The sequence below is a fragment of the Variovorax sp. 770b2 genome (assembly GCF_900115685.1).
Lineage (GTDB): Bacteria > Pseudomonadota > Gammaproteobacteria > Burkholderiales > Burkholderiaceae_C > Variovorax.
On record NZ_FOXJ01000006.1, the window covers coordinates 245,932 to 269,407 of the forward strand.

At 67.7% G+C, this 23,476-nt stretch carries 23 protein-coding genes; 17 read left to right on the forward strand and 6 right to left on the reverse strand.

The genetic code is table 11. The features are described 5' to 3' along the window. Positions 1–53: 53 nt before the first annotated feature. From hpaR to BM133_RS27315, 14 genes are all read left to right on the forward strand, one after another. Complete coding sequence (gene hpaR / locus BM133_RS27250; protein WP_093440940.1) at positions 54–488, forward strand: homoprotocatechuate degradation operon regulator HpaR; 435 nt, start codon at positions 54–56, stop codon at positions 486–488. Continuing rightward, a complete protein-coding gene (locus tag BM133_RS27255; protein WP_093440942.1) occupies positions 485–1,120 on the forward strand; it encodes a fumarylacetoacetate hydrolase family protein in 636 nt (211 codons plus the stop codon). The genes hpaR and BM133_RS27255 overlap by 4 nt, the downstream gene beginning before the upstream one ends. Then, positions 1,117–1,890: a fumarylacetoacetate hydrolase family protein gene (locus BM133_RS27260; protein WP_093440945.1), complete on the forward strand. Its 774-nt coding sequence runs from the start codon at positions 1,117–1,119 to the stop codon at positions 1,888–1,890. Before BM133_RS27255 ends, BM133_RS27260 begins: the two co-directional genes overlap by 4 nt. Further along, on the forward strand, positions 1,887–3,350 hold the full coding sequence (hpaE, locus tag BM133_RS27265) for a 5-carboxymethyl-2-hydroxymuconate semialdehyde dehydrogenase (protein ID WP_093440948.1): 1,464 nt from the start codon (positions 1,887–1,889) through the stop codon (positions 3,348–3,350). The genes BM133_RS27260 and hpaE overlap by 4 nt, the downstream gene beginning before the upstream one ends. After that, positions 3,347–4,321: a tripartite tricarboxylate transporter substrate binding protein gene (locus BM133_RS27270; protein ID WP_093440950.1), complete on the forward strand. Its 975-nt coding sequence runs from the start codon at positions 3,347–3,349 to the stop codon at positions 4,319–4,321. The genes hpaE and BM133_RS27270 overlap by 4 nt, the downstream gene beginning before the upstream one ends. 3 nt (positions 4,322–4,324) lie before the next feature. Next, a complete protein-coding gene (locus BM133_RS27275; protein WP_093440953.1) occupies positions 4,325–4,660 on the forward strand; it encodes an aromatic ring-opening dioxygenase subunit LigA in 336 nt (111 codons plus the stop codon). Further along, a complete protein-coding gene (locus BM133_RS27280; protein ID WP_093440955.1) occupies positions 4,657–5,484 on the forward strand; it encodes a DODA-type extradiol aromatic ring-opening family dioxygenase in 828 nt (275 codons plus the stop codon). Before BM133_RS27275 ends, BM133_RS27280 begins: the two co-directional genes overlap by 4 nt. 14 nt (positions 5,485–5,498) lie before the next feature. Continuing rightward, positions 5,499–5,906 (forward strand): 5-carboxymethyl-2-hydroxymuconate Delta-isomerase, encoded by a 408-nt coding sequence (locus BM133_RS27285; RefSeq protein WP_093440958.1) that lies wholly within the window; start codon positions 5,499–5,501, stop codon positions 5,904–5,906. Between the two features lie 12 nt (positions 5,907–5,918). After that, positions 5,919–6,722 carry a 2-oxo-hept-4-ene-1,7-dioate hydratase gene (hpaH, locus tag BM133_RS27290; RefSeq protein WP_093440960.1) on the forward strand — a complete coding sequence of 268 codons (804 nt, stop codon included), beginning with the start codon at positions 5,919–5,921 and terminating at the stop codon, positions 6,720–6,722. A 13-nt stretch (positions 6,723–6,735) separates the two neighbouring features. Next, entirely contained in the window at positions 6,736–7,557 is an 822-nt protein-coding gene (hpaI, locus tag BM133_RS27295; protein WP_093440963.1) for a 4-hydroxy-2-oxoheptanedioate aldolase, read from the forward strand. Between the two features lie 25 nt (positions 7,558–7,582). Further along, on the forward strand, positions 7,583–8,050 hold the full coding sequence (locus BM133_RS27300; RefSeq protein ID WP_093440966.1) for a nuclear transport factor 2 family protein: 468 nt from the start codon (positions 7,583–7,585) through the stop codon (positions 8,048–8,050). 130 nt (positions 8,051–8,180) lie between these two features. Next, positions 8,181–9,170 (forward strand): Bug family tripartite tricarboxylate transporter substrate binding protein, encoded by a 990-nt coding sequence (locus BM133_RS27305; RefSeq protein WP_093440968.1) that lies wholly within the window; start codon positions 8,181–8,183, stop codon positions 9,168–9,170. Positions 9,171–9,188: 18 nt separating this feature from the next. Beyond that, positions 9,189–9,980 carry a class II aldolase/adducin family protein gene (locus BM133_RS27310; RefSeq protein WP_093440972.1) on the forward strand — a complete coding sequence of 264 codons (792 nt, stop codon included), beginning with the start codon at positions 9,189–9,191 and terminating at the stop codon, positions 9,978–9,980. Between the two features lie 31 nt (positions 9,981–10,011). Beyond that, positions 10,012–10,989 carry a 2-dehydropantoate 2-reductase gene (locus BM133_RS27315; RefSeq protein ID WP_093440975.1) on the forward strand — a complete coding sequence of 326 codons (978 nt, stop codon included), beginning with the start codon at positions 10,012–10,014 and terminating at the stop codon, positions 10,987–10,989. Between the two features lie 9 nt (positions 10,990–10,998). Here the strand turns inward: BM133_RS27315 and BM133_RS27320 are convergent, their stop codons facing one another. The 3 genes from BM133_RS27320 to alr form a co-directional block, all read right to left on the reverse strand. After that, positions 10,999–11,700, reverse strand: coding sequence for a hypothetical protein (locus BM133_RS27320; RefSeq protein ID WP_256219370.1), 702 nt, complete (start codon positions 11,698–11,700; stop codon positions 10,999–11,001). 290 nt (positions 11,701–11,990) lie between these two features. After that, on the reverse strand, positions 11,991–12,728 hold the full coding sequence (locus tag BM133_RS27325; protein WP_093440980.1) for a hypothetical protein: 738 nt from the start codon (positions 12,726–12,728) through the stop codon (positions 11,991–11,993). Beyond that, the gene (gene alr, locus BM133_RS27330) at positions 12,725–13,840 is read right to left on the reverse strand and encodes an alanine racemase (RefSeq protein WP_093440983.1); all 1,116 of its coding nucleotides are present in this window, start codon (positions 13,838–13,840) and stop codon (positions 12,725–12,727) included. Before alr ends, BM133_RS27325 begins: the two co-directional genes overlap by 4 nt. A gap of 180 nt (positions 13,841–14,020) precedes the next feature. Here alr and lplT point away from each other — a divergent pair, with 180 nt between their 5' ends. The 3 genes from lplT (at position 14,021) to BM133_RS27345 (ending at position 16,793) form a co-directional block, all read left to right on the forward strand. Beyond that, a complete protein-coding gene (gene lplT / locus BM133_RS27335) occupies positions 14,021–15,325 on the forward strand; it encodes a lysophospholipid transporter LplT (protein WP_093440986.1) in 1,305 nt (434 codons plus the stop codon). Between the two features lie 70 nt (positions 15,326–15,395). Then, positions 15,396–16,295, forward strand: coding sequence for a DMT family transporter (locus BM133_RS27340; protein WP_093440990.1), 900 nt, complete (start codon positions 15,396–15,398; stop codon positions 16,293–16,295). Between the two features lie 9 nt (positions 16,296–16,304). Then, positions 16,305–16,793 carry a glutathione peroxidase gene (locus BM133_RS27345; RefSeq protein WP_093440993.1) on the forward strand — a complete coding sequence of 163 codons (489 nt, stop codon included), beginning with the start codon at positions 16,305–16,307 and terminating at the stop codon, positions 16,791–16,793. 2 nt (positions 16,794–16,795) lie between these two features. On the opposite strand, the gene BM133_RS27350 is transcribed toward BM133_RS27345, so the two are convergent. The 3 genes from BM133_RS27350 to BM133_RS35240 are packed head-to-tail and all read right to left on the reverse strand — an operon-like array spanning position 16,796 to position 23,265. Then, entirely contained in the window at positions 16,796–17,197 is a 402-nt protein-coding gene (locus tag BM133_RS27350; RefSeq protein ID WP_093440995.1) for a hypothetical protein, read from the reverse strand. Positions 17,198–17,239: 42 nt separating this feature from the next. After that, on the reverse strand, positions 17,240–18,100 hold the full coding sequence (locus BM133_RS27355; protein ID WP_093440998.1) for an OmpA family protein: 861 nt from the start codon (positions 18,098–18,100) through the stop codon (positions 17,240–17,242). Between the two features lie 20 nt (positions 18,101–18,120). Continuing rightward, positions 18,121–23,265 carry an ESPR-type extended signal peptide-containing protein gene (locus tag BM133_RS35240; RefSeq protein WP_177224954.1) on the reverse strand — a complete coding sequence of 1,715 codons (5,145 nt, stop codon included), beginning with the start codon at positions 23,263–23,265 and terminating at the stop codon, positions 18,121–18,123. Positions 23,266–23,476: the final 211 nt, after the last annotated feature.

Below are 23,476 nucleotides of genomic sequence, written 5' to 3' on the forward strand. Positions count from 1 at the left end.
GAAAGAAACCGCCAATCATTTAACATGTTAAGTAATTTCAAAAGGCACCGCTCTTGAGCACCACGTTCACCCACCGCAATTTGCCGCGCCTGCTGCTTCAGGCCCGCGAAGCCGTGATGGCCCACACGCGGCCCAGCCTGCGCGAGCACGCGCTGTCCGACCAGCAATGGCGCGTGCTGCGCGTGCTCGGCGAGCACGGCGCGGTCGACACCGGCCGCGTCGCGCGCGAGGCCTTCATCCTCGGGCCGAGCCTCACCGGCGTGCTCGCGCGCATGGAGCGCGACAACCTCATCACCCGCGCCCGCGACCCGGCCGACCAGCGCCGCACCGTGGTCGAGGCCACGCCGCACGGCATGAAGCTGGTCAAGCGCCTGGGCACCAGCATCGAGGCGCACTACGACTGGATGGAAAAGTCGCTCGGCAAGGCCAGGCTCACGCAGCTCTACGGCCTGCTGGACGAACTGATCGCACTGGAGCAACCCTCATGAGCACCGCGCATTTCCTTCCCACCGGCACCGTGTACGGCACGCTGCTGAACTTCCGCGCCGAGGTCGAGGCGCTCGCGCCGCAGATGACCGCGCCGCCCTACAAGGCGCCGCCCAAAGCGCCGGTGCTCTACGTGAAGACCGCCAACACCTGGAGCCCGCACGGCAGCGCCATCGCCGTGCCTGCATCGGTGCCCGACGTGGAAATCGGCGCGAGCATCGGCATGGTGATCGGCGCCGAGGGCGACGTCGAAGGCTTCGTGCTGATGAACGACCTGTCGATCCCGCACGCGAGCTTCTTCCGCCCGCCGGTGAAGTTCAAGTGTCTCGACGGCTTCCTGGGCATCGGCCCCACGCTGCGCGATGCGCAAGAGGTGGCCGACCCCGCGAATTTCCGCGTCGAAGTACGCGTCAACGGCGAACTGAAGCAGTCGATCGACTTCTCGCAGCTCGTGCGTCCGGCGCAGCAGCTGCTCGCCGACGTCGGCGAGTTCATGACGCTCGCGCACGGCGACGTGCTGATGCTGGGCTGCGATGCGGGCCGTCCGCTGGCACGCGCAGGCGACCGCATCGAGATCTCCTCGCCGGGCTTCGAGACATTGACCAACACGCTGGTGCAGGAGACCGCCGCATGAAGCACGCACGCGTCATCCACGAAGGCCGCGAACACACCGGCACGAGCCACGAATTCAACGGCCAGCCGGACGCCGCGGTGCGCATCGAAGACGGCCGCATCGTGCCGCAAGACCAGCTCACCTGGCTCCCCCCACTCGCGCCCACGGTACGCCCGCGCACCATCCTCGCGCTCGGCCTCAACTACGCCGACCACGCCAAGGAACTCGAATTCAAGGCGCCTGAAGAACCGCTGGTGTTCGTCAAGGGCCAGAGCGCGCTGATCGGCCACCGCCAGCTCACGCACCGGCCGGCCGGCGTGCAGTTCATGCACTACGAATGCGAGCTCGCCATCGTGATCGGCAAGACCGCGCGCCACGTGAAGCGCGACGACGCCTGCGACTTCATCGGCGGCTACACGGTCGCCAACGACTACGCGATCCGCGACTACCTGGAGAACTGGTACCGCCCCAACCTGCGCGTGAAGAACCGCGACACCTGCACGCCGCTGGGGCCTTGGTTCGTCGACGCGGCCGACGTTCCAGATCCGATGGCGCTCGCGTTGCGCTCCACCGTCAACGGCACCGTCACGCAGCAGGGCAATACGCGCGACATGATCTTCGATGCGCCCTTTCTCATCGAATACTTCAGCCGCTTCATGACGCTCTCGCCGGGCGACCTGATCCTCACGGGCACGCCCGACGGCGTGGTCGATTGCAAGCCGGGCGACGTCGTCGTCACCGAGATCGAGCACATCGGCGCGCTCCAGAACACCATCCAAGGAAAAGCATGAGAGTCGATCACCTGATCAACGGCAAAAGCGTTGCCGGCACGGACTACTTCGAAACCGTCAACCCCGCCACCCAGGAAGTGCTGGCCGAAGTCGCCTCGGGCGGCGAAGCCGAGGTGAACGCGGCCGTGGTCGCCGCGAAAGAAGCCTTTCCGAAATGGGCCGGCATGCCCGCACCCGAGCGCGCAAAACTGATTCGCAAGCTCGGCGACCTGATTGCCGCGCACGTGCCCGAGATCGCGCAGACCGAGACCAACGACTGCGGCCAGGTCATCGCGCAGACCGGCAAGCAACTGATTCCGCGCGCGGCCGACAACTTCTATTACTTCGCCGAGATGTGCACGCGCGTGGACGGCCACACGTATCCGACGCCCACGCACCTGAACTACACGCTGTTCCACCCGGTGGGCGTGTGCGCGCTCATCAGCCCGTGGAACGTGCCCTTCATGACGGCCACCTGGAAGGTCGCACCGTGCCTGGCTTTCGGCAATACCGCGGTGCTGAAGATGAGCGAACTCTCCCCGCTCACGGCCGCGCGCCTGGGCGAGCTCGCGCTGGAAGCCGGCATTCCGCCCGGCGTGCTGAACCTCGTGCACGGCTACGGCAAGGAAGCGGGCGAGCCGCTGGTGGCGCACCCCGACGTGCGCGCCATTTCGTTCACCGGCTCCACCGCCACGGGCAACCGCATCGTGAAGAGCGCGGGCCTGAAGAAATTCAGCATGGAGCTGGGCGGCAAGAGTCCCTTCGTGATCTTCGACGACGCCGACCTCGACCGCGCGCTGGATGCGGCCGTGTTCATGATCTTCAGCAACAACGGCGAGCGCTGCACGGCGGGCTCGCGCATCCTGGTGCAGCAGTCGATCTACGCGGACTTCGCCGCGAAGTTCGCCGAGCGCGCCAAGCGCATCACCGTGGGCGATCCGCTGGACGAGAAGACCATCGTCGGACCGATGATTTCGCAGGCCCACCTGGCCAAGGTGCGCAGCTACATCGAACTCGGGCCGAAGGAAGGCGCGACGATCCTGTGCGGTGGCCTCGATGCGCCATCGAACCTGCCGGACCGCGTGAAGAAGGGCAACTACGTCGTGCCCACCGTCTTCGCCGACGTCGACAACCGCATGAAAATCGCGCAGGACGAGATCTTCGGACCGGTCGCCTGCCTCATCCCGTTCAAGGACGAGGCCGACGCGATCCGCCTGGCCAACGACATCCAATACGGCTTGAGCAGCTACGTATGGACCGAGAACATCGGCAAGGCCCACCGCGTGGCCGCGGCCGTGGAAGCCGGCATGTGCTTCGTCAACAGCCAGAACGTGCGGGACCTGCGCCAGCCCTTCGGCGGCACCAAGGCCTCGGGCACGGGCCGCGAGGGCGGCACCTGGAGCTACGAAGTGTTCTGCGAGCCGAAGAACATCGCGGTGTCGATGGGCTCACACCACATTCCGCATTGGGGCGTGGCGTGAACACAAGCCGCCGCGCGCTGCTGCAGGGCGCCGCCGCGTTCGCGGCGCTGCCTTCGCTGGCACGTGCACGCGGCGACTGGCCGAACAAGCCGGTGCGCATCGTCGTGCCCTTCACGCCCGGCGGCACCACCGACTTCGTCGCACGGCTCGTGGCGGTCGAGCTCGGCAAGACGCTGGAGCAGGCCGTCATCGTCGAGAACAAGCCCGGTGCGGGCACGGTGATCGGCGTCGATGCGGTCGCCAAGTCGGCGCCCGACGGCTACAGCTTCGTCTGCGTGGCCAACAGCTTCACGGCCAACCAGACGCTGGTGCGCAAGCTGCCCTACGACACGCAGAAAGACCTGCGCCCCGTCGCGCTCATGGGCATGTCGGAGCATGTGCTCGCCACGCATCCGGCCAGTGGCCTGAAGACGCTGGCCGACCTGCGCAACCAGGCCAAGGCGAAGCCCGGCACGCTGAGCTTCGCCTCCTTCGGCAACGGCACCTCGGCGCACCTGTCGGGCGAAATGCTCAAGCTGCAGATGGGCCTGGACATCGTGCACGTGCCCTACAAGGGCCAGGGCCCCGCGCTCACCGACCTGCTCGGCGGCCAGGTGACGATGATGTTCGGCAACTGGCCCGAGTTCCGCGGCCACATTCAGAGCGGCAAGCTGGTCGCGCTGGGCATGGCGACCGCGCAGCGCTCGCAATATGCGCCCACCATACCCACACTGGCCGAACAGGGCGTGGCCATCGAGTCCAATTCGTGGAACGGCTTGCTGGCACCCGCCGGCACGCCCGACGCCATCGTGCTGCGCATGAACGACGAGGTGAACCGCGCGCTCGCGGACCCTGCCGTGACCGAGGCCTTCCGCAAGGGCGGCATCGCCTCGCTGTCGGGCACGCCCGAACGCTTCGCGGCTTTCATCCAGAGCGAGATCGCGAAGTACGGCGACGTGATCCGCAAAGCCAACATCCAGATCGAGGGCTGAACGATGAGCCTCTATGCGATGCAGAAGTTTCTCTTCGCGCTGAACCGCGAAGCCGAAGTGCAGCGCCGGTACGCGGAAGGCGGCCAGGTGCGTGCCGCGCTGCTCGCCGGCTACGACCTCGGCGACGAAGAGCGCGAGGCCATCGACTCGGGCGACATCGGCAAGCTCTACGTGCTCGGCTGCAATGGCCAGTTGCTGATGCACTTCGCACCGCTGCTGGGCATCGCATGGGCCGACTATCTCGAAGCGATGCGCGAGGGCGTCCGCAAGTACGGCCCCGTGCGCGCAGGCATCTACGCGATGACAACCGGAACCGATGAGAAAGTGGCAGGCGTATGAGTCTCGTATTCGCAGGCGTGTGCAGCCACGCCCCCGGCATCACCGGCCGCGCGCACCTGGCCGACCCGGCGGTGAAGGACGAGTTCCACGCGCAGTTCCACCGCTTCGGCGAGGCGATGCGCGCGACGAAGCCCGATGCGGTGATCGTCATCGCCGCCGAGCACTTCGCCAACTTCTTCATGAACAACATGCCGGCCTACGCCATCGGCATGGCGGACAGCTACGAGGGCCCCATCGAAGACCCGAAGTGGCTGGGCATCGAGAAGACGAGAGTGCCCGGCGATGCCGCGCTCTCGCAGCGCCTGATCCGCGAGGTGATGCAGACCGTGGACGTGGCCTATGCCGAAGAATGGAAGTTCGACCACGGCATCATGGTGCCGCTGCACTTTCTCACGCCGGATTTCGATACCAAGGTCATCCCGGTGAACATCAACTGCCAGGGCCCGCCGCTCACGCCGCTGCACCGCGCCTGGGCCTTCGGGGAGGCCTTGCGGCGCGCCTGCGACAAGGCGCCCGAGCGCATCGCGCTGGTGGGCACGGGCGGCATTTCGCATTGGCCCGCCACGCCCGATTCGGGCAAGGTGAATGCCGAGTGGGACGCCGAGTTCATGCGCCGCTGGTGTGCCAACGACCGCGAGGCGCTGCTCTCGCAGGACGACTACAACGACGAGGCCACCTACCGCGAAGCGGGCCAGGGCGGCTTCGAGATCCGCACCTTCCTCTGCGTCGCCGCGGCCGCGCGCGGCAAGGGCGAGATCCTTCACATGAAGGCCATCCCGATCTTCGCGGTGACCTGCACGGCCGCCACGATGTCGGTGGCCTGAACGAAAGAACACGCATGCCGCACCTGGTGATCCTGTACACCCCCAACATCGAAGCCGAGACCGACATGTCGGCCCTGTGCCGCACGCTCGCCGACACCATGCTCAAGCAACGTGACGAGGCGGACAAGCCCGTGTTCCCCATCGGCGGCACGCGCGTGCTGGCCTACCCCGCGGCGCACTATGCCGTGGCCGACGGGAAGGCCGACTACGCCTTCGTGTACCTCAACATCCGCATGGCCGCGGGCCGCTCGGAGGCGGTGAAAAAAAAGGCCGGCGACGCGTTGCTGGCCGACGTGCGCGCGCATTTCGCGCCGATCTTCGACCAGCGCCACATCGGCATCACGCTGCAGATCGACGAAAGCCCGGGACAGGTCTACGACGGCAAGCACAGCAACCTGCATCCTCTCTTCAACAAGACCTGAGCGAAGGCTTCCATGCTCTCTTCCGACACCATTGCCAAGCTGGCCGCCGAGCTGCACGAGAGCGAGAAGTCGCGCGTGCAGGTCGAGCATTTCTCCAAGCGCTTTCCGGAGATGACCGTCGAGGACGGCTACGCCATCTCGCGCGAATGGGTGAAGCACAAGATCGCCGAAGGCCGCGTCGTGAAGGGCCACAAGATCGGCCTCACCTCGCGCGCGATGCAGCAGTCCAGCCAGATCGACGAGCCCGACTACGGCACGCTGCTGGACGACATGTTCTTCGAGCAGGGCGGCGACATTCCGTTCGCGCGCTTCATCGCGCCGCGCATCGAGGTGGAGCTGGCCTTCATCCTCGGCAAGAAGCTGCAGGGCCCGAACGTGACGATCTTCGACGTGCTCGCCGCCACCGACTACGTGGTGCCCGCCATCGAGATCATCGATGCGCGCATCGAGCAGTTCGACCGCCACACCAAGGCGCCGCGCAAGGTGTTCGACACCATCTCGGACAACGCGGCCAACGCCGGCATCGTGATGGGCGGACGGCCGGTGAAGCCCGATGCGGTCGACCTGCGCTGGGTGAGCGCGCTCCTCTACAAGAACGGCGTGATCGAGGAGACGGGCGTGGCCGCGGGCGTGCTCAACCACCCGGCCACCGGCGTGGCGTGGCTTGCGAACAAGCTCGCGCCGTGGGACGAACACCTGGAAGCCGGCGAGGTGGTGCTCGCCGGCTCGTTCACGCGCCCGACCACTGCATTGCCCGGCGACACCTTCCACGCCGATTACGGCCCTTTGGGCGCCATCTCGTTTCGCCTTGTCTGAAAGAAAGACGTTCATGCACACCCCCATCAACACCTTCAAGCAGGCCATGCAGGCCGGACAACAAAAGATCGGCCTCTGGGTCGGCCTGGCCGACAGCTACGTCGCCGAGATCCTCGCCGGCTGCGGCTACGACTGGCTGCTGGTCGACGGCGAGCATGCGCCCAACGACGTGCGCTCGGTGCTCGGGCAGTTGCAGGGCATCTCCAGCGCGTGGTCGGCGCAGCCCGAATCGGAGCGCTCGCATCCCGTCGTGCGCATCCCGACCGGCGACACCACGCTCATCAAGCAGTACCTGGACATCGGCGCGCAGACGCTGCTGGTGCCCATGGTCGATACCGCCGAGCAGGCCGCGCGCATGGTGCAGGGCATGCGCTATCCGCCCGAGGGCATCCGCGGCATGGGCAGCGCGCTCGCGCGCGCCTCGCGCTGGCAGGCCTATCCGCAGTACCTGCACGAGGCCAACGCGCAGACCTGCCTGCTGGTGCAGGCCGAGACGGTCGAGGCGATGAAGAACCTGGATGCCATCGCGGCCACGCCGGGCGTGGACGGCGTGTTCATCGGGCCGGCGGACCTGTCGGCGTCGATGGGGTTCGTGGGGCAGCCCAACCATCCGGAGGTGCAGGCGGTGATCGCCGATGCCATCGCGCGCATCCGGAAGGCCGGCAAGGCGCCGGGCATTCTCTCGACCACCGAGGAGCAGGCGCGCAAGTGGCTCGCGGCCGGCGCGCTGTTCGTGGCGGTGGGCGTGGACACCGTCGTGCTCACGGCCGCGGCGAAGCAATTGGCGGCGAAGTACAAGAGCGCCGCCGGCGCGGCAACGCCCAACGGCTACTGAAGTCCTTTCACACCGGGAGCTCCAGATGAAACGCACGATCCTGGCCGCGATGTTCGCAGCCACCACCCTCTTGCTCGCAGCCTGCGCGCAACCGGGCGGCGGCCCGATCACCCAGGCGCAGCAGGAGGCCAATCGCCAGACCGTGCTGGCCTTCTACGAGAAGGGCCTGAACCAGAAGGACGCCGACGCCGCCCTGCAGTACGTGGGCAACCGCTACGTGCAGCACAACCCCACGGCCGCCGACGGCCCCGAGGGTTTTCGCAAGTTCATCGCCTTCCTGCGCGAGAAGTTTCCGAAGTCGCACAGCGACATCAAGCGCTCCTTCGCCGAAGGCGACTACGTGATCCTGCATGTGCATGCGGTGCGCGAGCCGGGCACGCGCGGCAATGCCATCGTGGACATCTTCAAGCTGGAGAACGGCAAGATCGTCGAGCACTGGGACGTGAACCAGCCCGTGCCCGAAACCGCCGCGAACGACAACGGAATGTTCTGACCATGACCTCTCCGGTCGGGAAAAGCGTGTCGCAACGTGTCGAACGTGAGGTAAACGCGGGGGTCCCGCGCCACGCCTTGCTGGAAAAATACGCGCTCCCGAATCACCACCATCCGGAGAGAGACACATCATGAGCTTCACACGCCGCCAGATCCTTCAGACCACCGGCGCCTCCGCGCTGCTCGCGAGCATCGGCCACGAGGCCTATGCGCAGGCCGGCATCGAGACCGCGACCATCGTCACCGGCTTTGCGGCCGGCGGCACGTCGGACACCATCTGCCGCCGCGTGGCGCAAAAACTCAGCCCCGAATACGCCAAGGCGGCGGTGGTGGAGAACCGCACCGGCGCGGGCGGCCAGATCGCGGTCACCTACGTGAAGGGCCGGCCGGCCGATGGCACCACCATCCTGCAGACGCCGACCTCGATCCTCACGATCTATCCGCACATCTACAAGAAGCTGCCGTACGACCCGATGGTGGACATCACCCCCGTCACCATCGGCTGCATCTTCGACTTCGGCTTTGCCGTCGGCCCGTCGGTGCCGGCCAGCGTGAAGAGCGTGCCCGAATTCCTGGCATGGGCCAAGTCCAACCCGGCCGGCGCCAACTACGGCTCGCCGGCCGCGGGCTCCACGCCGCACTTCATCGGCGCGCTGCTGGGCATGCAGGGCGGCGTCGATCTGAAGCATGCCGCCTACCGCGGCACGCAGCCGGCCATGCTCGACCTCCTGGGCGGCAACATCTCGGCGGTGTCGGGCCCCATCGGCGACATCACGCAGCACCTGCAGTCGGGCAAGGTGCGCATCCTGGGCGTCTCGGGTGCCAAGCGCAGCCGCTTCGCGCCCGATGTGCCGACCTTCGGCGAGCAGGGCATCAAGAACATGGCGCACAGCGAATGGTTCGCCTTCTTCCTGCCGGCCAAGGCTTCGCCCGAACTGGTCGCGCGCCTGAACACCGCGATGAAGAACTCGCTCGCACAGAAGGACGTGATCGACGGCCTGGGCACCTTCGGGCTGGAGGCCATGTCCTCCACGCCCGCGGAGCTGACCGAGCTGCTGAAGAAAGACACCGCCAAGTGGGCGCCGATCGTGAAAGAGGTCGGCTTCACCGCGGAGGGTTAACCGTATGAAGGAACTGCCATGAACACCCCACTCGCCACCACGCCTTCGGCGCTGGTCCATCCCTCGATCCACCCCGACGAGCGCGCCGCGCGCGAAGAGCTCGCGGCCTGCTACCGCGTCTTCGCGATGCTCGGCTGGGTCGAGATGATCTACAACCACATCACGGTGCGCTTGCCCGACAGCGTGACCGGTGGCGAGAAGCAGTTCCTCATCAACCCCTTCGGCCTGCACTACAGCGAAGTGACAGCCAGCAACCTCGTGAAGATCGACCTGCACGGCAAGGTGCTCGATGGCTCGTCGTACCCGGTGAACCCGGCCGGCTTCACGGTGCACGCGGCCATCCACGACGGCCTGCCCGGCGCGCACTGCGTGATGCACACGCACACCACGGCCGGCGTGGCCGTGGCGTGCCTGCAGGGCGGCCTGCAGCAGACCAATTTCTATACCGCGCAGCTGCACGGCATGGTGGCGTACCACGACTTCGAGGGCATCACGATCCATGCCGACGAAGGCCCGCGCCTCCTCAAGAGCATCGGCAGCCGCAACGCGGTGATCCTGCGCAACCACGGCCTGCTGGCCTGGGGCCAGACGCTGCCGCAGACCTTCGCGATTCTCTGGACCCTGCAGCGCGCCTGCGAGATCCAGATGGCGACCTTCTCGATGGGCGCGGCCATTCCGGTGAGCGAGGAAATCGCGCAGCGCTGCACGCGCGATGCGCTGCAGTTCAGCCCCGCGCACGGCGCCGGGCAGGACGTGTTCAATGCGCTGGTGCGGCAGGTGGACCGCATCGATCCGGGGTACAGAAATTGAAGAAACTGAAAAGATCGAGGCGAGCATTCCCATGAAGATTTGTATTTACGGCGCCGGCGCGATCGGCGGCTGGATCGGTGCCGGCCTCGCGCAGGCCGGCGAACGGCTCAACGTGGTGGCGCGCGGCGCGACGCTCGAAGCGCTGCAGCGCGATGGCCTCTCGCTGATGCGCGGCGACGTGCGCACCCGCGTGCCCGTCAACGCGGTGGCCGACCCCGAGGCGCTCGGCGTGCAGGACCTGGTGGTGATCGCCGTGAAGGCGCCCGCGCTGGCGGCCGTGGCCGAACGCATCGGCCCGCTGATCGGGCGCGACACCCTCGTGCTGGTCGCGATGAACGGCGTGCCCTGGTGGTTTCTGGAAGGCGGCTTCGGCGGCGAGATCACGGGCCACCGGCTGGCCGCAGTGGACCCCGACGGTGCGATCGCCAAGGCCATTCCGGCCCGCAACGTGATCGGCTGCGTGGTGCATGCCAGCTGCTCGCTCGACGGGCCGGGCGTGGTGCGGCATCACTTCGGCAACGGACTGATCGTGGGCGAGCCCTCGGGCGAGGCCACGCCGCGCGTGCAGGCGCTGGCCGATCTCTTGACCCGCGCGGGCATCAACACCACGCTGTCGCCGCAGATCCAGAAGGACGTGTGGTTCAAGCTCTGGGGCAACATGACGGTGAACCCGATCAGCGCGCTGACCGGTGCCACCACCGACCTCATCATGGGCGACGACTACGTGCGCGGGTTCATCTCGGCCGTGATGCTGGAGGCCAAGGAGATCGGGCGGCGCATCGGCATCGAGATCACGCAGAGCCCCGAAGACCGGCACGAAGTGACGAAGAAGCTGGGCGCGTTCAAGACCTCGATGCTGCAGGACGTGGAGGCCGGGCGATCGGTGGAGCTGGATGCGCTGGTGACCGTGGTGCGCGAACTGGGCGAGTTGACGGGCGTGGCTACGCCGTTCACCGATGCACTGCTGGGGCTGGCGCGGTTGCGCACGCGGCAGCTCGGGCTGTACTGAGCGCCCCGATTACCAAAACTTTTCGGGCGTGGCGGCCAGCGTCTCGGTGCAGCTCGCCACCGCCTTCGCACGCTCCTCGCGCAGCCGCTGCCAGTTGTCGGCCTGCCATTGCGTCCAGGCGATGGGTTCCGACTGGTAGGAGCAGGCAGCCGGCGGCCGCATGAAGCCCGCGCGGCCGAGTTGGGCACCGAACTTCAGGCGGAACAGTTCGTCCGTTCCCGTCAGGTTTTCGTAGACCAGGTGCCAGGGGCCCGGATTCAGCGGCGTGTCGGCTTCCTTCTGCACGCGACCCGCTTCCTCGATTTCCTCGGGCGTGGAGCCGTCGGTCAGCGCGAGGGCATGCGCAGCCTCGGCACGCTTGCGGTAGATGTCGGTGGCGACCTTGCTCAGGGCGTCGGTCAGTTCACCGATGGCCGGATTGGCGCCCACCGGATCGTCCTTGAGCTCTTCCAGCGTCGTGCCGGCGAGGTCGTCTTTCGAGAAGCCTTGCGCGCCGACGGAAATCCCACCGGCGATCAACGACAGCGCCACGTTCAGCGCGATCTGCCCTGCGACCTGGTTGCCCGTGTTCTCGCGCCGGACCACGCGAAGCCGTTCGATGCCCGGCTTGTAGGCGGCGCGATTGACGCGCACGCGGGTCTGCGGCGCGGCTGCCGCTTCGGCGGGCGGGGCAACGGATGGCGGCGAAGGAACGGGGACGTCTGCGGCCATCGCCGCGGATGGGGCTGGTGGCGCCGGCACATCCGGCTCTGCGGCGTATGCCGAGAAACCAAGGGTTGCCATCGCAATGCCGCAAGCGAATGCAGCGCGGGTCTTGTGCGTCGAGATCATGTGAACTGTTCTCCCTCCGGTCGGCATTGTCATTGGGGCGGAGGGCGCGGTTCGACACCGCACGGCTACAAATTCACGGAAGCTGCGGCTGTACAACGGGTTTTGGCGGCATCGTTGCCCACCACGCCGCCGCCATGATCGGCAACCCGCCGGCCGCGAAAACAGGAAGCTCAGTGCGTCGTCAGCAAAACGCGCACGGCCTCGGGCAGCGAATTGACATGCGGCATGAAGTGATCGAGCAGCGCACCGAGGATCACCGCGGAGATCAGCGCGCCCAGCAGCGGCTTCCAGGTCAGCCGCACCGCCGCGACCAGCCAGCCCTCGCGCGCCACGCGCACCGCAGCGCGCGCCGACACATACGAGAACGCCACCTCGATGGCGACGGCCAGCAGCGCATCCCAGCTGAAATACAGCAGCACGAGCGAGCCGGCGCCGAACAGCACCGCCACGCAGATCAGGAAGATGGCGACCACCGGCACGACGATGATCGCGCCTTCGTCGGATTCGCCCGCCAGTTCGAGTGCGCCGCCGGCCATGTCGGCCGCGCCGCCGAAACCGGCGTCGCTCGCGCTGCTGGCAACGTCCAATGCAAGGTCGGCAGCGTCGACCACGTCGCCGCCGCCCACGTCGAGATGGACACCCACCCCGTTCTCGACGAGCCGCCGGGCCCACCAGCGCAGCACCAGCAGGTAGCCCAGATACCCCACGCCCAATGTGAGGAAATAGCGCACCGCCAGCGAATCCACATGCAGCAGGTGCATCTGCAGCGCCGACACGCCCCACATGAGCAGCAGCATGAAGGTGCCGATCAGGATGCCGTGCGTGCGCAGGCTGTGGTTGCGATGCAGGTCGCGCTCGATCTGCGTTTCCCAAAGGCGCATCGAGCGCCAGTTGGAAAGAACCTTCATTGCTGCGTGTCTGGGTCGGCTTCGGCGGGCGCGAAGGGCACGCGTTGCGCCACGGCGCACATGAGTTCGTAGCCGACGGTGCCCGCCGCCTGCGCGACGTCATCGATGGACAGCACCGCATCGGTGACGGTCGAGTGACCCCACAGCGTGACCTCGGTGCCGAACGCCGCATCGGGCACGGGCGTGAGGTCCACGGTGATCATGTCCATGCTCACGCGGCCCACCATGCGGGTGCGCACGCCGTTCACCAGCACCGGCGTTCCGGTGTTGCAGTGGCGCGGATAGCCGTCGGCATAGCCCACCGCGGCCACGCCGATGGTGAGCGGCCCCTCGGCCGTGAAGTTGGAGCCGTAGCCGATGGTGTCGCCGGCCTTGAGCGTCTGCACCGAGAGCAGTTTCGTGGACAGCGTCATCGTGGGCTGCAGCTGCCAGTGCGCCGCGTCGTTCGCCGGAAAGTCCGGGGCGCTGCCGTACAGCACGATGCCCGGGCGCACCCAGTCGCCGCGCGTCTGGTCCGCATGGCGCAGCGTGGCTGCGCTGTTGGCGATGGAGCGCTCGCCCGGCAGGTCGCGGGTGACGCGCTCGAAGGTCTCCACCTGGTGGGCGATGCCGCGGGCGCCGTCGGCGTCGCTGAAGTGCGTCATCAGCGAGATCTCGTCGACCTGCGTGAGCGCATTCAGGCGCGTCCAGGCCGAGCCGAAGCGCTCGGGCGTGAAGCCCAGGCGGTTCATGCCCGAGTTCATCTTGAGGAAAACACGTTGCGGCTTGAGGGTCTTGTGCGCTGCGAGCATGTCGATCTGCTCGTCGCAATGCACGGTGTGCCAGAGGTCCAGGCGCGAGCACAGCTCCAGGTCGCGCGCGTCGAATACGCCCTCCAGCAGCAGCACCGGGCCGCGCCAGCCCAGGGCGCGCACGCGCTCGGCCTCGGCCAGGTCGAGCAGCGCAAAACCGTCGGCGCCGCGCAGGCCTTCATAGACCCGCTCGATGCCATGGCCATAGGCATTGGCCTTGACCACGGCCCAGACACGGGCGTCGAGCGCCGAGCGGCGGACCCTGCCCAGGTTGTTGCGAAGGGCAGCGGTATGGACGGTGGCGAGAATGGGGCGCGGCATGGGGGCTCTCGGCGGTCTTGGAGGAAATGCAGACCACGTTTTAGCATTTCCGGGAATGGGGTCGAAACCGGTGGGGATGCCCATTTGGGCGCCGTACCCCCATGCTATAACCGCCCATTCGCTCCGGACGCGACACTTTTTCACTACCGCCAGCAGACCCTCTGGCCAGCCAGCCCATCGATGAAGCGCGGTTTCTACACGATCATGTCGGCCCAGTTCTTTTCGTCGCTGGCCGACCAAGCGCTTTTCGTTGTTGCCGTCGATCTCATGCGAAGTTCGGGCGCCCCCGAATGGCAACGCGCGGCCCTGGTGCCGATCTTCGCGGTCTTCTACGTGGTGCTCGCGCCGCTGGTGGGCGCGTTCGCCGATGCGCTGCCCAAGGGCAAGGTGATGTTCATCAGCAATGCGATCAAGGTGATCGGCTGCCTGATGATGCTGTTCGGCTCGCACCCCCTCCTGTCGTATTCGATCGTGGGCCTGGGCGCTGCGGCCTACTCGCCGGCCAAGTACGGCATCCTCACCGAGCTGCTGCCCGCCTCGCAACTGGTCAAGGCCAACGGCTGGATCGAAGGGCTGACCATCGCATCCATCCTGCTGGGCATCGTGCTGGGCGGCACGCTGGTGGGCCATGCGGTCTCCAGCCAGCTGCTGGCCTTCGATTTCCCGCTGATCGACACCGGCATCGATTCGCCGGCCGAGGCCGCGATCTCGGTGCTGATCCTGGTCTACATGCTGGCGGCCTGGTTCAACACGCGCATCCCGCACACCGGCGTGGAGATGCGCCCGCTGCGCTCCAACCCCGAACATAGCTTCGTGCGCAACATCGCCGCGCTGCTGCCCGACTTCTGGCACTGCAATGCGCGCCTGTGGCGCGACCGCCTCGGCCAGATCTCGCTGGCCACCACCACGCTCTTCTGGGGCGCGGGCGGCAACCTCAAGTACATCGTGCTCGCGTGGGCCTCGCTCGCGCTGGGATACAACACGACGCAGGCTTCGGCCCTCACCGGCGTGGTGACCATCGGCACGGCCGTGGGCGCCATCGTGGCCTCGATGCGCATGCGGCTGGACATGGCCACCCGCGTGATCCCGATGGGCATCGCGATGGGGCTGATGGTCATCTGCATGAACTTCATCGGCAACGTGTGGCTCGCGGTGCCGTTCCTGATCATCCTGGGCGGCCTGGGCGGCTTCCTGGTGGTGCCGATGAATGCGCTCCTGCAGCATCGCGGCCACAACCTGATGGGCGCGGGCCGCTCGATCGCGGTGCAGAACTTCAACGAGCAGGCCTGCATTCTTCTCCTGGGCGGCTTCTACAGCGTGTGCACGGGACTGGGCCTGTCGGCCTACGGCGCGATCAGCGCCTTCGGCCTCGTGGTGGCGGGCTGCATGTGGCTCATCAAGCGCTGGCACGAGAACAACCTCAAGAAGTACCCGGAAGAAGTCGAGCACCTGCTGGCGATCGCCCGCAGCGACAAACATCACTGACCTTGCGCGACTGCGTTGGTGAGACGGCCGGCGCGCCGGGCGCCGAAGCCTCCATTTCTCCAACGCCACCATGCCCGCGCTCGCACTTGTCTTCAACGCCTTCGCCTGGGGCGTTTCGTGGTTTCCATTCCGCCAGCTCGCCGGCCACGGACTGCATCCGCTGTGGACCACCTGCCTCATCTACCTGGTCATCGCGGTGGTGATGGGCCTCCTGCGCCGGCATGCATGGAAGGCCTTCGCGGCGTTCCCGATGCTGATGGCGCTGGGCCTTGCGGCGGGCTTCACCAACGTGGGCTTCAACTGGGCCGCGACGCAGGGCGATGTGGTGCGCGTGGTGCTGCTGTTCTACCTGATGCCGCTGTGGAACGTGCTGCTGGCCTGGCTGCTGCTCGGCGAGCGGCCCACGGGCGGCGCGCTCGCACGGGTGGCACTGGCGCTGACCGGCGTGGTCGTGGTGCTCAAGGCGCCCGGCACCGACTGGCCCGTGCCGTCGAGCCTGCCCGACTGGCTCGGGGTGGCGGCGGGCTTCAGCTTCGCGGTGACGAACATCACGCTGCGCCATCTGCGCGAAGCGCCGGGCGAATCGCGCGCGCTGGCGATGTTCTGCGGCTGCGCCGTGGTGGGCGGCGCCGCGGCCCTCGTCGGCTCCAGCGTTGGCGGCATCGCCTCCCCGCTGCTGGCCACACCCGGCTGGCTCGGCTGGGCAGTCCTCCTGGGCGGCGGCTTCATCGTGGCCAACGTGTGCCTGCAGTACGGCGCCGCGCGGCTCACGTCCAGCGCGGCCTCGGTGATCATGTTGTCGGAAGTGCTGTTCGCCAGCGTCTCGTCCGTGGCGTTGGGCGCGGCCACCATGGATGCGCGCATCCTCCTGGGCGGCGCGCTGATCGTGGCGGGCGCGGTCTGGTCGGCGTTTGCGCGAACGCCCGTGCGGGGCGATGATCGCGCCTCCAGCGCTTGCGCCACTCACTGAGGACACTCCATGACCAGCGTCTACGACTTCGAGGCCAACCAGATCGACGGCAAGCCGGTGAAGCTCTCCACCTTCAAGGGCAAGGTGCTGCTGATCGTCAACACCGCGAGCAAATGCGGCTTCACGCCGCAGTTCGCGGGGCTGGAGGCGCTGCACGAGAAGTACGCCGACCAGGGCCTTTCGGTGCTGGGTTTTCCGTCGAACCAGTTCGGCTCGCAGGACCCGGGCACCAACGAGGAAATCGGCGCCTTCTGCACCAAGAACTACGGCGTGAGTTTTCCGATGATGGAGAAGATCGACGTCAACGGCAGCAACGCCGCACCGCTCTACCAGTGGCTGACGAAAGAGAAGCCGGGGCTCCTGGGCCTCACGGCCATCAAGTGGAACTTCACCAAGTTCCTGATCGGGCGCGACGGCACGGTGCTCAAGCGCTACGCGCCGCTGGACACGCCGGCCTCGCTCACGCGCGATGTCGAGGCGGCGCTGGCGGCTGGCTGATCTCAGGCACCGACGCGCAGGACCTTGCCGCCTGCGCGTCGTCCGTCCCGCAGGTCCAGTGCATTGAGCCACGCGAGCAGCGCGCCCTCGTCCACCGGCGAGGCCAGCAGCCGGAACGACACCTGCGAAAGCACCGTCGAAGGCAGCTGTTGCAGGGTCTCCAGTTCGGTGGGATGTGCCAGGTACAGCACGGGAAGCGGCTGGCCCGCGGCCTCTTGCACCCCGGGCCATGCCGCGACTGTCTCGGCGGCGTCGGCGTGCAGGCCCACGATGACGGCATCGAACCGATGCCCTGCGCGGATCGACGCCGCGAGCTCCGGCATCCGGCTGAAGGGCGCGCTGTCCGCACCCAGCGCCCACAGCGAGTTGTTGGTGCAGATGCGCTGCAGCGCATCCGAATCCACCAGAGCAATCCGGCACCCCCGATGGATTCGCGCGCTCATTGCCTACTGCTCCCCTGCGACGTCGATCTCGACGCGCCGGTTCGGCTGCAGGCAGCGCAGCAGCGCGGGTGAGCTGCGCGTGCCTTCGCAATCGCCGACAACGGGCTGGCGCTTGCCCATGCCCGTGGCACGAATGAGCTTGCGGTCGATGCCCTGCTGCACCAGCAACTCGCGCACGGTGTTCGCCCGCTCCAGCGAGAGCGCCTCGTTGTAGGCGTCGCCGCCCAGCCGATCGGTATGCCCGGTCACGAGGATGTAGTGCAGCGAGCGGAAGTTGTTGCGCAGCTCGCCCGCCAGGCGCTCGACGCGCACGCGCCCCTCGGGCAGCAGGTCGGAGAGCGATGCCCCGTCGAAGCGGAACAGGCCATCGGCATTCAGCGTCACCTTCTGCGGCGGCGCGAGCTTGGGCGTGGCCGGAATCGGCGTGGCCCCCGGCGGCTGGGCGAGCAGCGCGCAGTCGGGGTTCTTCCACCAGCCGCCGGTCGAGATGCCGTCGCCGTTGAAGCGCACCATGTACTGGCACGTCACGTAGTCGGCGCCCTTGCCGGTGCGAAAGTGAAAGATGTAGTTCCACTCGCGCACGCCCCAGAGCCCTTCGCTGAAGTGCGGCCAGCCCAGCAGCTCGCGCACCTGGTCCTTGCCCATGCCGGTGCGGATGCGGGCAAACGCATCGGTGCCGGGAAAGGCGCCCTGTTTCCACTTGGCACCGCCGGGCTCCGGAAAGTCCTCGGGCCTGGGCGCCGCCGGCTGCTCGGATGCGACACGCGCCTGCGCGTCCTTGTCGATGGCCGCGCCCGGCGAGGCGCAGCCCTGGATGGCCAGCATCACCGCCACCAGCGCTGCGCCGCAGATCGTTCGATTCATGATTTGTTTTCTCCCTGCGCTCAATTGAAGACCCACTCGGCGCCGACCGTGGCGGCCGCCCCTGCGCGGCTCATGCCGACACCGCCCGTCAGGCTCCACGCGTTGCTCTCGGAGGTACGGCGGAAGCTCACGCCCACCGCGCTCTCGCCCTTGAAGACGCCGTAGCCGATGCGCATCACCGTCTTGCCGGGCACGTAGGTGCCGGGCATCTGCACCGCCATGGCGGCGGCCACGCCGGCGTAGGCGTTGCGTGCGACGTCGCGGATCTCGCCGCCCAGCGCGTTGGTGCGTGCGTCGGTGTAGGCCGTGTTGGCTGCGCCCTGCTGGTTCAGCTGCTGCACATTCGCCGCGTCGGTGGGCGCCACGCCCGGCGCCACGTTGTGGATCGTCGTCGGTCCGGTGTTGTTGCCCAGCGAGATGCTGTTGTAGTTGACGCTGCCGTCCACGTTGGTGTCGTAGCGCACGCCGCCGGCCTGCACGGCCTGCAGCTGGCGCACGTTCACCGCGTCGGTGGCCTGTGTGCCGCCGGCGACGTTGGTGATCTGGCGTTCGTTGCCCGTGCTGCCCACCGAGACCGCGCCCTGCGCCGAGTTCACGACGGCGTTCGAGAACAACTCCTTCTGCCCGCTCATGCTCGCGCGGTCGGCCGAGGCGCCGTTGCCGATCGCCACGCCGTTGCTGCTCGTGCTGATGGCGTTCGCCCCCAGCGCGATGCTGCCCGCGCCGTTCGCCTGCGCCCCGTTGCCGCCCGCGAACGAGTTGTTCCCCAGCGCGATGGCCTGCGGGCCGATGGCCACGCTCTCCGCGCCTGCAGCTTGCGAATCCGCGGCCTGCGAGTTGGCGTGGAAATACTTGATGCCGCCCCCGGTCTGGATGTTGTTGACCGCCTGGTTCGTCGCGTAGAGCTGGCTGCCGTTCACCGCGTCGGTGCTGGTGGCGCTCAGCTGGCCCGCGGCCACGTTCTGGATCTGGCGCTCGGCACCCGGTGCCCCCACGCTCACCACGCCGACCGGGTTGGCACCGGCGAAGTTGTAGGTCTGCCCCTGGATGGTGGTGCTGGCCGTGGGCGTGGCCGCGGTGGTGGTCGAGCCGTTGCCCAGCGCGACGCTGTTGGCGGTGCCGGCGGTGGCGTTGGAGCCCACCGCGACGCTGTTGGCCGCACTGGCCGTGGCCGCGTTGCCTACCGCGACGGCACCGGCCCCCGAGGCGCTGGCCCCGGCACCGGCCGCCACCGAATTGGCGCCGCTGGCACCGTCGTTGGCGTAGTTGCCCTGCTTGGTGCCGCCGTCGTTGACGCTGTAGTAATGCGTCTGCGCGTTGTTGACGATGGTGGTGATGCTGCCGCTCAGCGCGTTGACGGTGCTGGCCACCGAGTACAGCTGGCTGCCGTTGACGGCATCCGTGCTGGTCGCGGTGATGGCGCCCGGCGCCACGTTGACGATCTGCCGCTCGGCCCCCGCCGCGCCGACGCTCACCACGCCCGTGGCGGTGCCGGCGAAGTTGCCGTAGGTGATGGCCGGCCCGGCGCTGTAGCTGACGGTGCCGTCGGGGTTCAGCGTGGCGATCACGCCCGGCACCGTGGCACTGTTGACCTGCGCGGCCGCCCTGTCGGCGCTGTTGTTGCCCAGCACGACGTTGTTGGCGTTGGTCACCGCGACGTTGTTGCCGAGCACGAAGCTCTGCTTGGCGCCGGCGGCGATGGTGTTGTTGTTGCCGATGGCGTAGCTGTCGTCGGCGTCGATGACGTTCGGGTCGCCGATCGCGCCCGAACGTGCGCCGCTCACCACGTTGCCCGTGCCGATGCTGATCGACTGGTTGCCCGAGGCGAGCGCACCGGTGCCGATGGCGATGGCCTTGTCCGCGCTGCCGCGCGCGCCCTGGCCGATTGACACCGTGTTGCTGGCCGTGATGTCCTGGCCCGCCGAAGCACCGAAGGCGATGTTGTTCGAGCCGTTCGTGCCGGACCCCGCACCCGTGCCCGTGATCGGGAAGCCGTCCCCCGTCGCCGAGCCGATGGCCACGTTGCCGCTGCCCGTCACACTCTGGCCCGCCTCCGAGCCGAGTGCGACGTTGCCGCTGCCGTTGACCGATGTGCCGGTGCGAAAGCCGCCCACGGCCAGGTTGTTGGAGCCGGTCGAATTCGTACCGGCCTCGCGGCCCACGACCACATCCCAATTGCCGGTGCTGCCTGAGAACGCACTGTCGCCGATGCCCACGTTGTTGCCTTGGACGCCCCCCTGCGAGGCGCCGACCTTCGACTGCTGTCCGGCCTGGTAGCCGATGAAGGTGTCGCGGTAGCCCAGCGTGGCATTCGAGCCCGCGGCCATGCCCACCAGCGTGGAGCCTGAATAGCTGTTGGGGTTGACGTTGGTCGAATTCAGTCCCGTGTTGACGCCCACCAGGGTGTCGAAGCCGCCGCCTGTGTAGCCGCTGCCAGCGTTGTTGCCGATGGCCAGCGCGCCCCACGAATTGGACTGGGCATTCGCGCCGACAGCCACGCCGGCACCAAAACCGGTGGTGTCCGTGACACGCGCCCCCTCGCCTATGGCCACGCCGGACCGGCTGGCTGCAACCGCGTTCACACCTGCCGCCAACGAATTGACGCCTGTGGCACCGTCGTTGTTGAAGTTGCCCCCCTGCGCTCCGCCGTCATTCACGCTGTAGTAGTGCACGGCCCCCGCTGCCGCAGAAGCGCTCACCGCCTTCAGCTGGCTCACGTTGACCGCATCGCTGTCGGCCGCGCCGGCTGCCACGTTGGTGATCTGCCGGTACTGCCCGTTGCCGCCCACGCTCACTGCCGCCAGCGTGCTGGTGGTGTTGGCGATGGCCGTGCCTGCAAGTGCGGGAGCACCCGTGCCCGGGTCGTAGCCCACCGCTCCCGCAGCCGTCGTCGCCTGCGACTTGCTGCCCAGCGCCACGCCGTCGGCCTGCGTCACGCCGCTGCTGTCGCCCAGTGCCACGGCGCCGCTGATGTTCTTGCCGATGTTGACGTTGTTGCCCAGCACGAAGGTGTTGTTTGCCCCCGCGCCGATGCTGTTGTTGTTGCCCACGCTGTAGCTGTTGGCGCCATCGACGACGCTCGGGTCGCCGATGGCACCGCTGTTGTTGCCCGAGACCACGTTGCCCGTGCCGATGCTGATGCTGCTCACGCCGCTGGCCTGCGCGCCACGACCCATCGCGATGGCATCGGCGGCACTGGCCTTCGCCGCATAGCCGACGGCGATCGCCGCCGACTGACTTGCGTTCGACAGATAACCTTGGGCAAAAGATGCCGTACCCGACGCCGTCGACTGGACCCCCAGCGTCGTGGCGTAGGCCCCCGATGCCGTTGAATCGCTGCCGATGGCAGTGGCGCGGTTGTTTGTCGCATCGGCCGAGTAGCCCAGGGAGGTCGCACGATTCGCGGTCGCCGTCGCGGAGCGCCCCACGGCTGTGGCCGCCACATTGTTTGCGGTCGCCGACCGCCCCAAGGCTGTCGACTGCGGCCCGGAAGCCATGGCATCCACGCCCAGCGCCACCGAGTCGGTGCCCGCCGCGTTGGCGCGGCCGCCCACTGCGGTTGCGGAAACCCCTCCGACGGCTTTGGCCTGGTAGCCGATGGCCATGTTCGGATAGGTGTCGGAGCCTCCGGTCACCGTGGCGCCCTGGCCAATGGCAATGCCGCCCACGCCGCTGTCGATGGCGGTCACAGTCGCCGGCGCGTTGACGGTGGCGCCCTGTCCCAACGCGAGGGAATTGACAGTCGACGCGACGGAGCTGTTTCCAATGGCCACCGCGCCGGAAGCCGAAGCTGCGGCCCCGCCCAGGTAGGTGGAGGGATCTCCGCCACCAATGGCAACGGAATTCGACCCGCTGGCATTCGCAGCAAGGCCGATGGCAACCGCCGCCGGAGCGCTCGCGAAACTCAACAGCGCCACCGAATACACACCGGAGGAATGCGCGCCTGCACCGGCAGCAAAGCTGCCGGAACCGGTTGCAGTAGCGCCCACGCCGATTGCCGTATCTTGATTGCCACTCGCAACGGAGCGCGAACCGATCGCGGTCGACTCGGCGCCGCTGGCATTCGCGGCATAGCCCACTGCGGTGTTGTTGAAGTTGTTGATGGCCCTCGCGCTTTCGCCGATCGCCACGTTGTTCCAGCCCGTTGCCTGCGCGCCGGTGCCGATGGCAATGGCGCTGTCCTTGCTGGCGACCGCCGTGGTGCCGATGCTGACCGTGTCGCTGGCCGTGATGCCGGACTGGGGAGTCATGCCGTTCGCGGTCGTCGCACCCACGGTTCCGGCCGCCGTTCCCAGCGCAACGTTGCGGCTGCCGGTCGTCAACGCGCCTGCGAGCGAGCCGCTGCCGACGTTGTCGTCGCCCGTCGTCTGGGTGCCTGCAAAGAAGCCGGAGGCGGTGTTCCGATCGCCCTTGGTGCTCGCGCCGGCCGTGTAGCCGGAAGCCAGGTTGTAAGAGCCCTGGGTGGCGATGCCCGCCGTTGCACCGACCCCGGTGTTGAAGTCGCCGGCGAACTGGGTTCCCGCTCCTTGCCCGACCGCGATGTTGCCGGTGCCCGTGGCATTCGCACCCGCCCCGGCCCCCACGGATACACCGCCGATGCCTGTGGCCACGGCACCGGAACCGATTGCAGTGCTTTGTCCGCCTGCGGCAACGGCATTGGGGCCGATGGCAATGCTCTCGCTGCCGGTCGCCCCGGAATTGGCGAGCGTGGAGTTGCCTGCCGCGGCGCTGTTGACATGCAGGTAGGGGGTCTCGTCGACGCTGACCCATTTGCCGGTCGCGCCGCCCTTCCAGGTCATCAGTCCGGCCATCAGGCCATTGGCCGCGGTACCGGCGGTGGTGTTGTAGATGACCATGCCGTCCACCGGCGTCGGGGCGGCGAGGCCCCAGGTTGTTGCATCTCCCAATGCCACGCGCGGCATCAAGACACCCCTGTTCGGCACGCCCGGACCCGGTGCCGGGCCGATCGTCAACCACGAGCTGAGGTCCGGGGACGGCGTGCCGATCCCGCTTTGCGCAAAGGCGGAGCCGCCCAGCAACAGCACGCCCATCGCCACGGCGCAGCGCACGCTGCGCGAGCCCCGGCCGCGGCCCTTGGCCATTTCGGAAGCGGCAACCCACGTGCCGGTCTGTTCGCTCCACACGGAGCGGTACGTCCTGTTCATTTCAGCAATCCCTCGACTTCGATCCAACCGCCCCATACGAATCCTTCAACCAGCTGTCGTGGGAGCGGCGTCCACGCAGCTGCGGCAAGGCACAGGGCGCGGATGATGTCCAGGGGGGCCTTCGTGCAAGAAGACGCCACGAGGTTTGGTCAGAATTGCCGGCGCTTTTCGGACCAATGTGTGAATTTCTTTACTACTTATTAATGAGCCA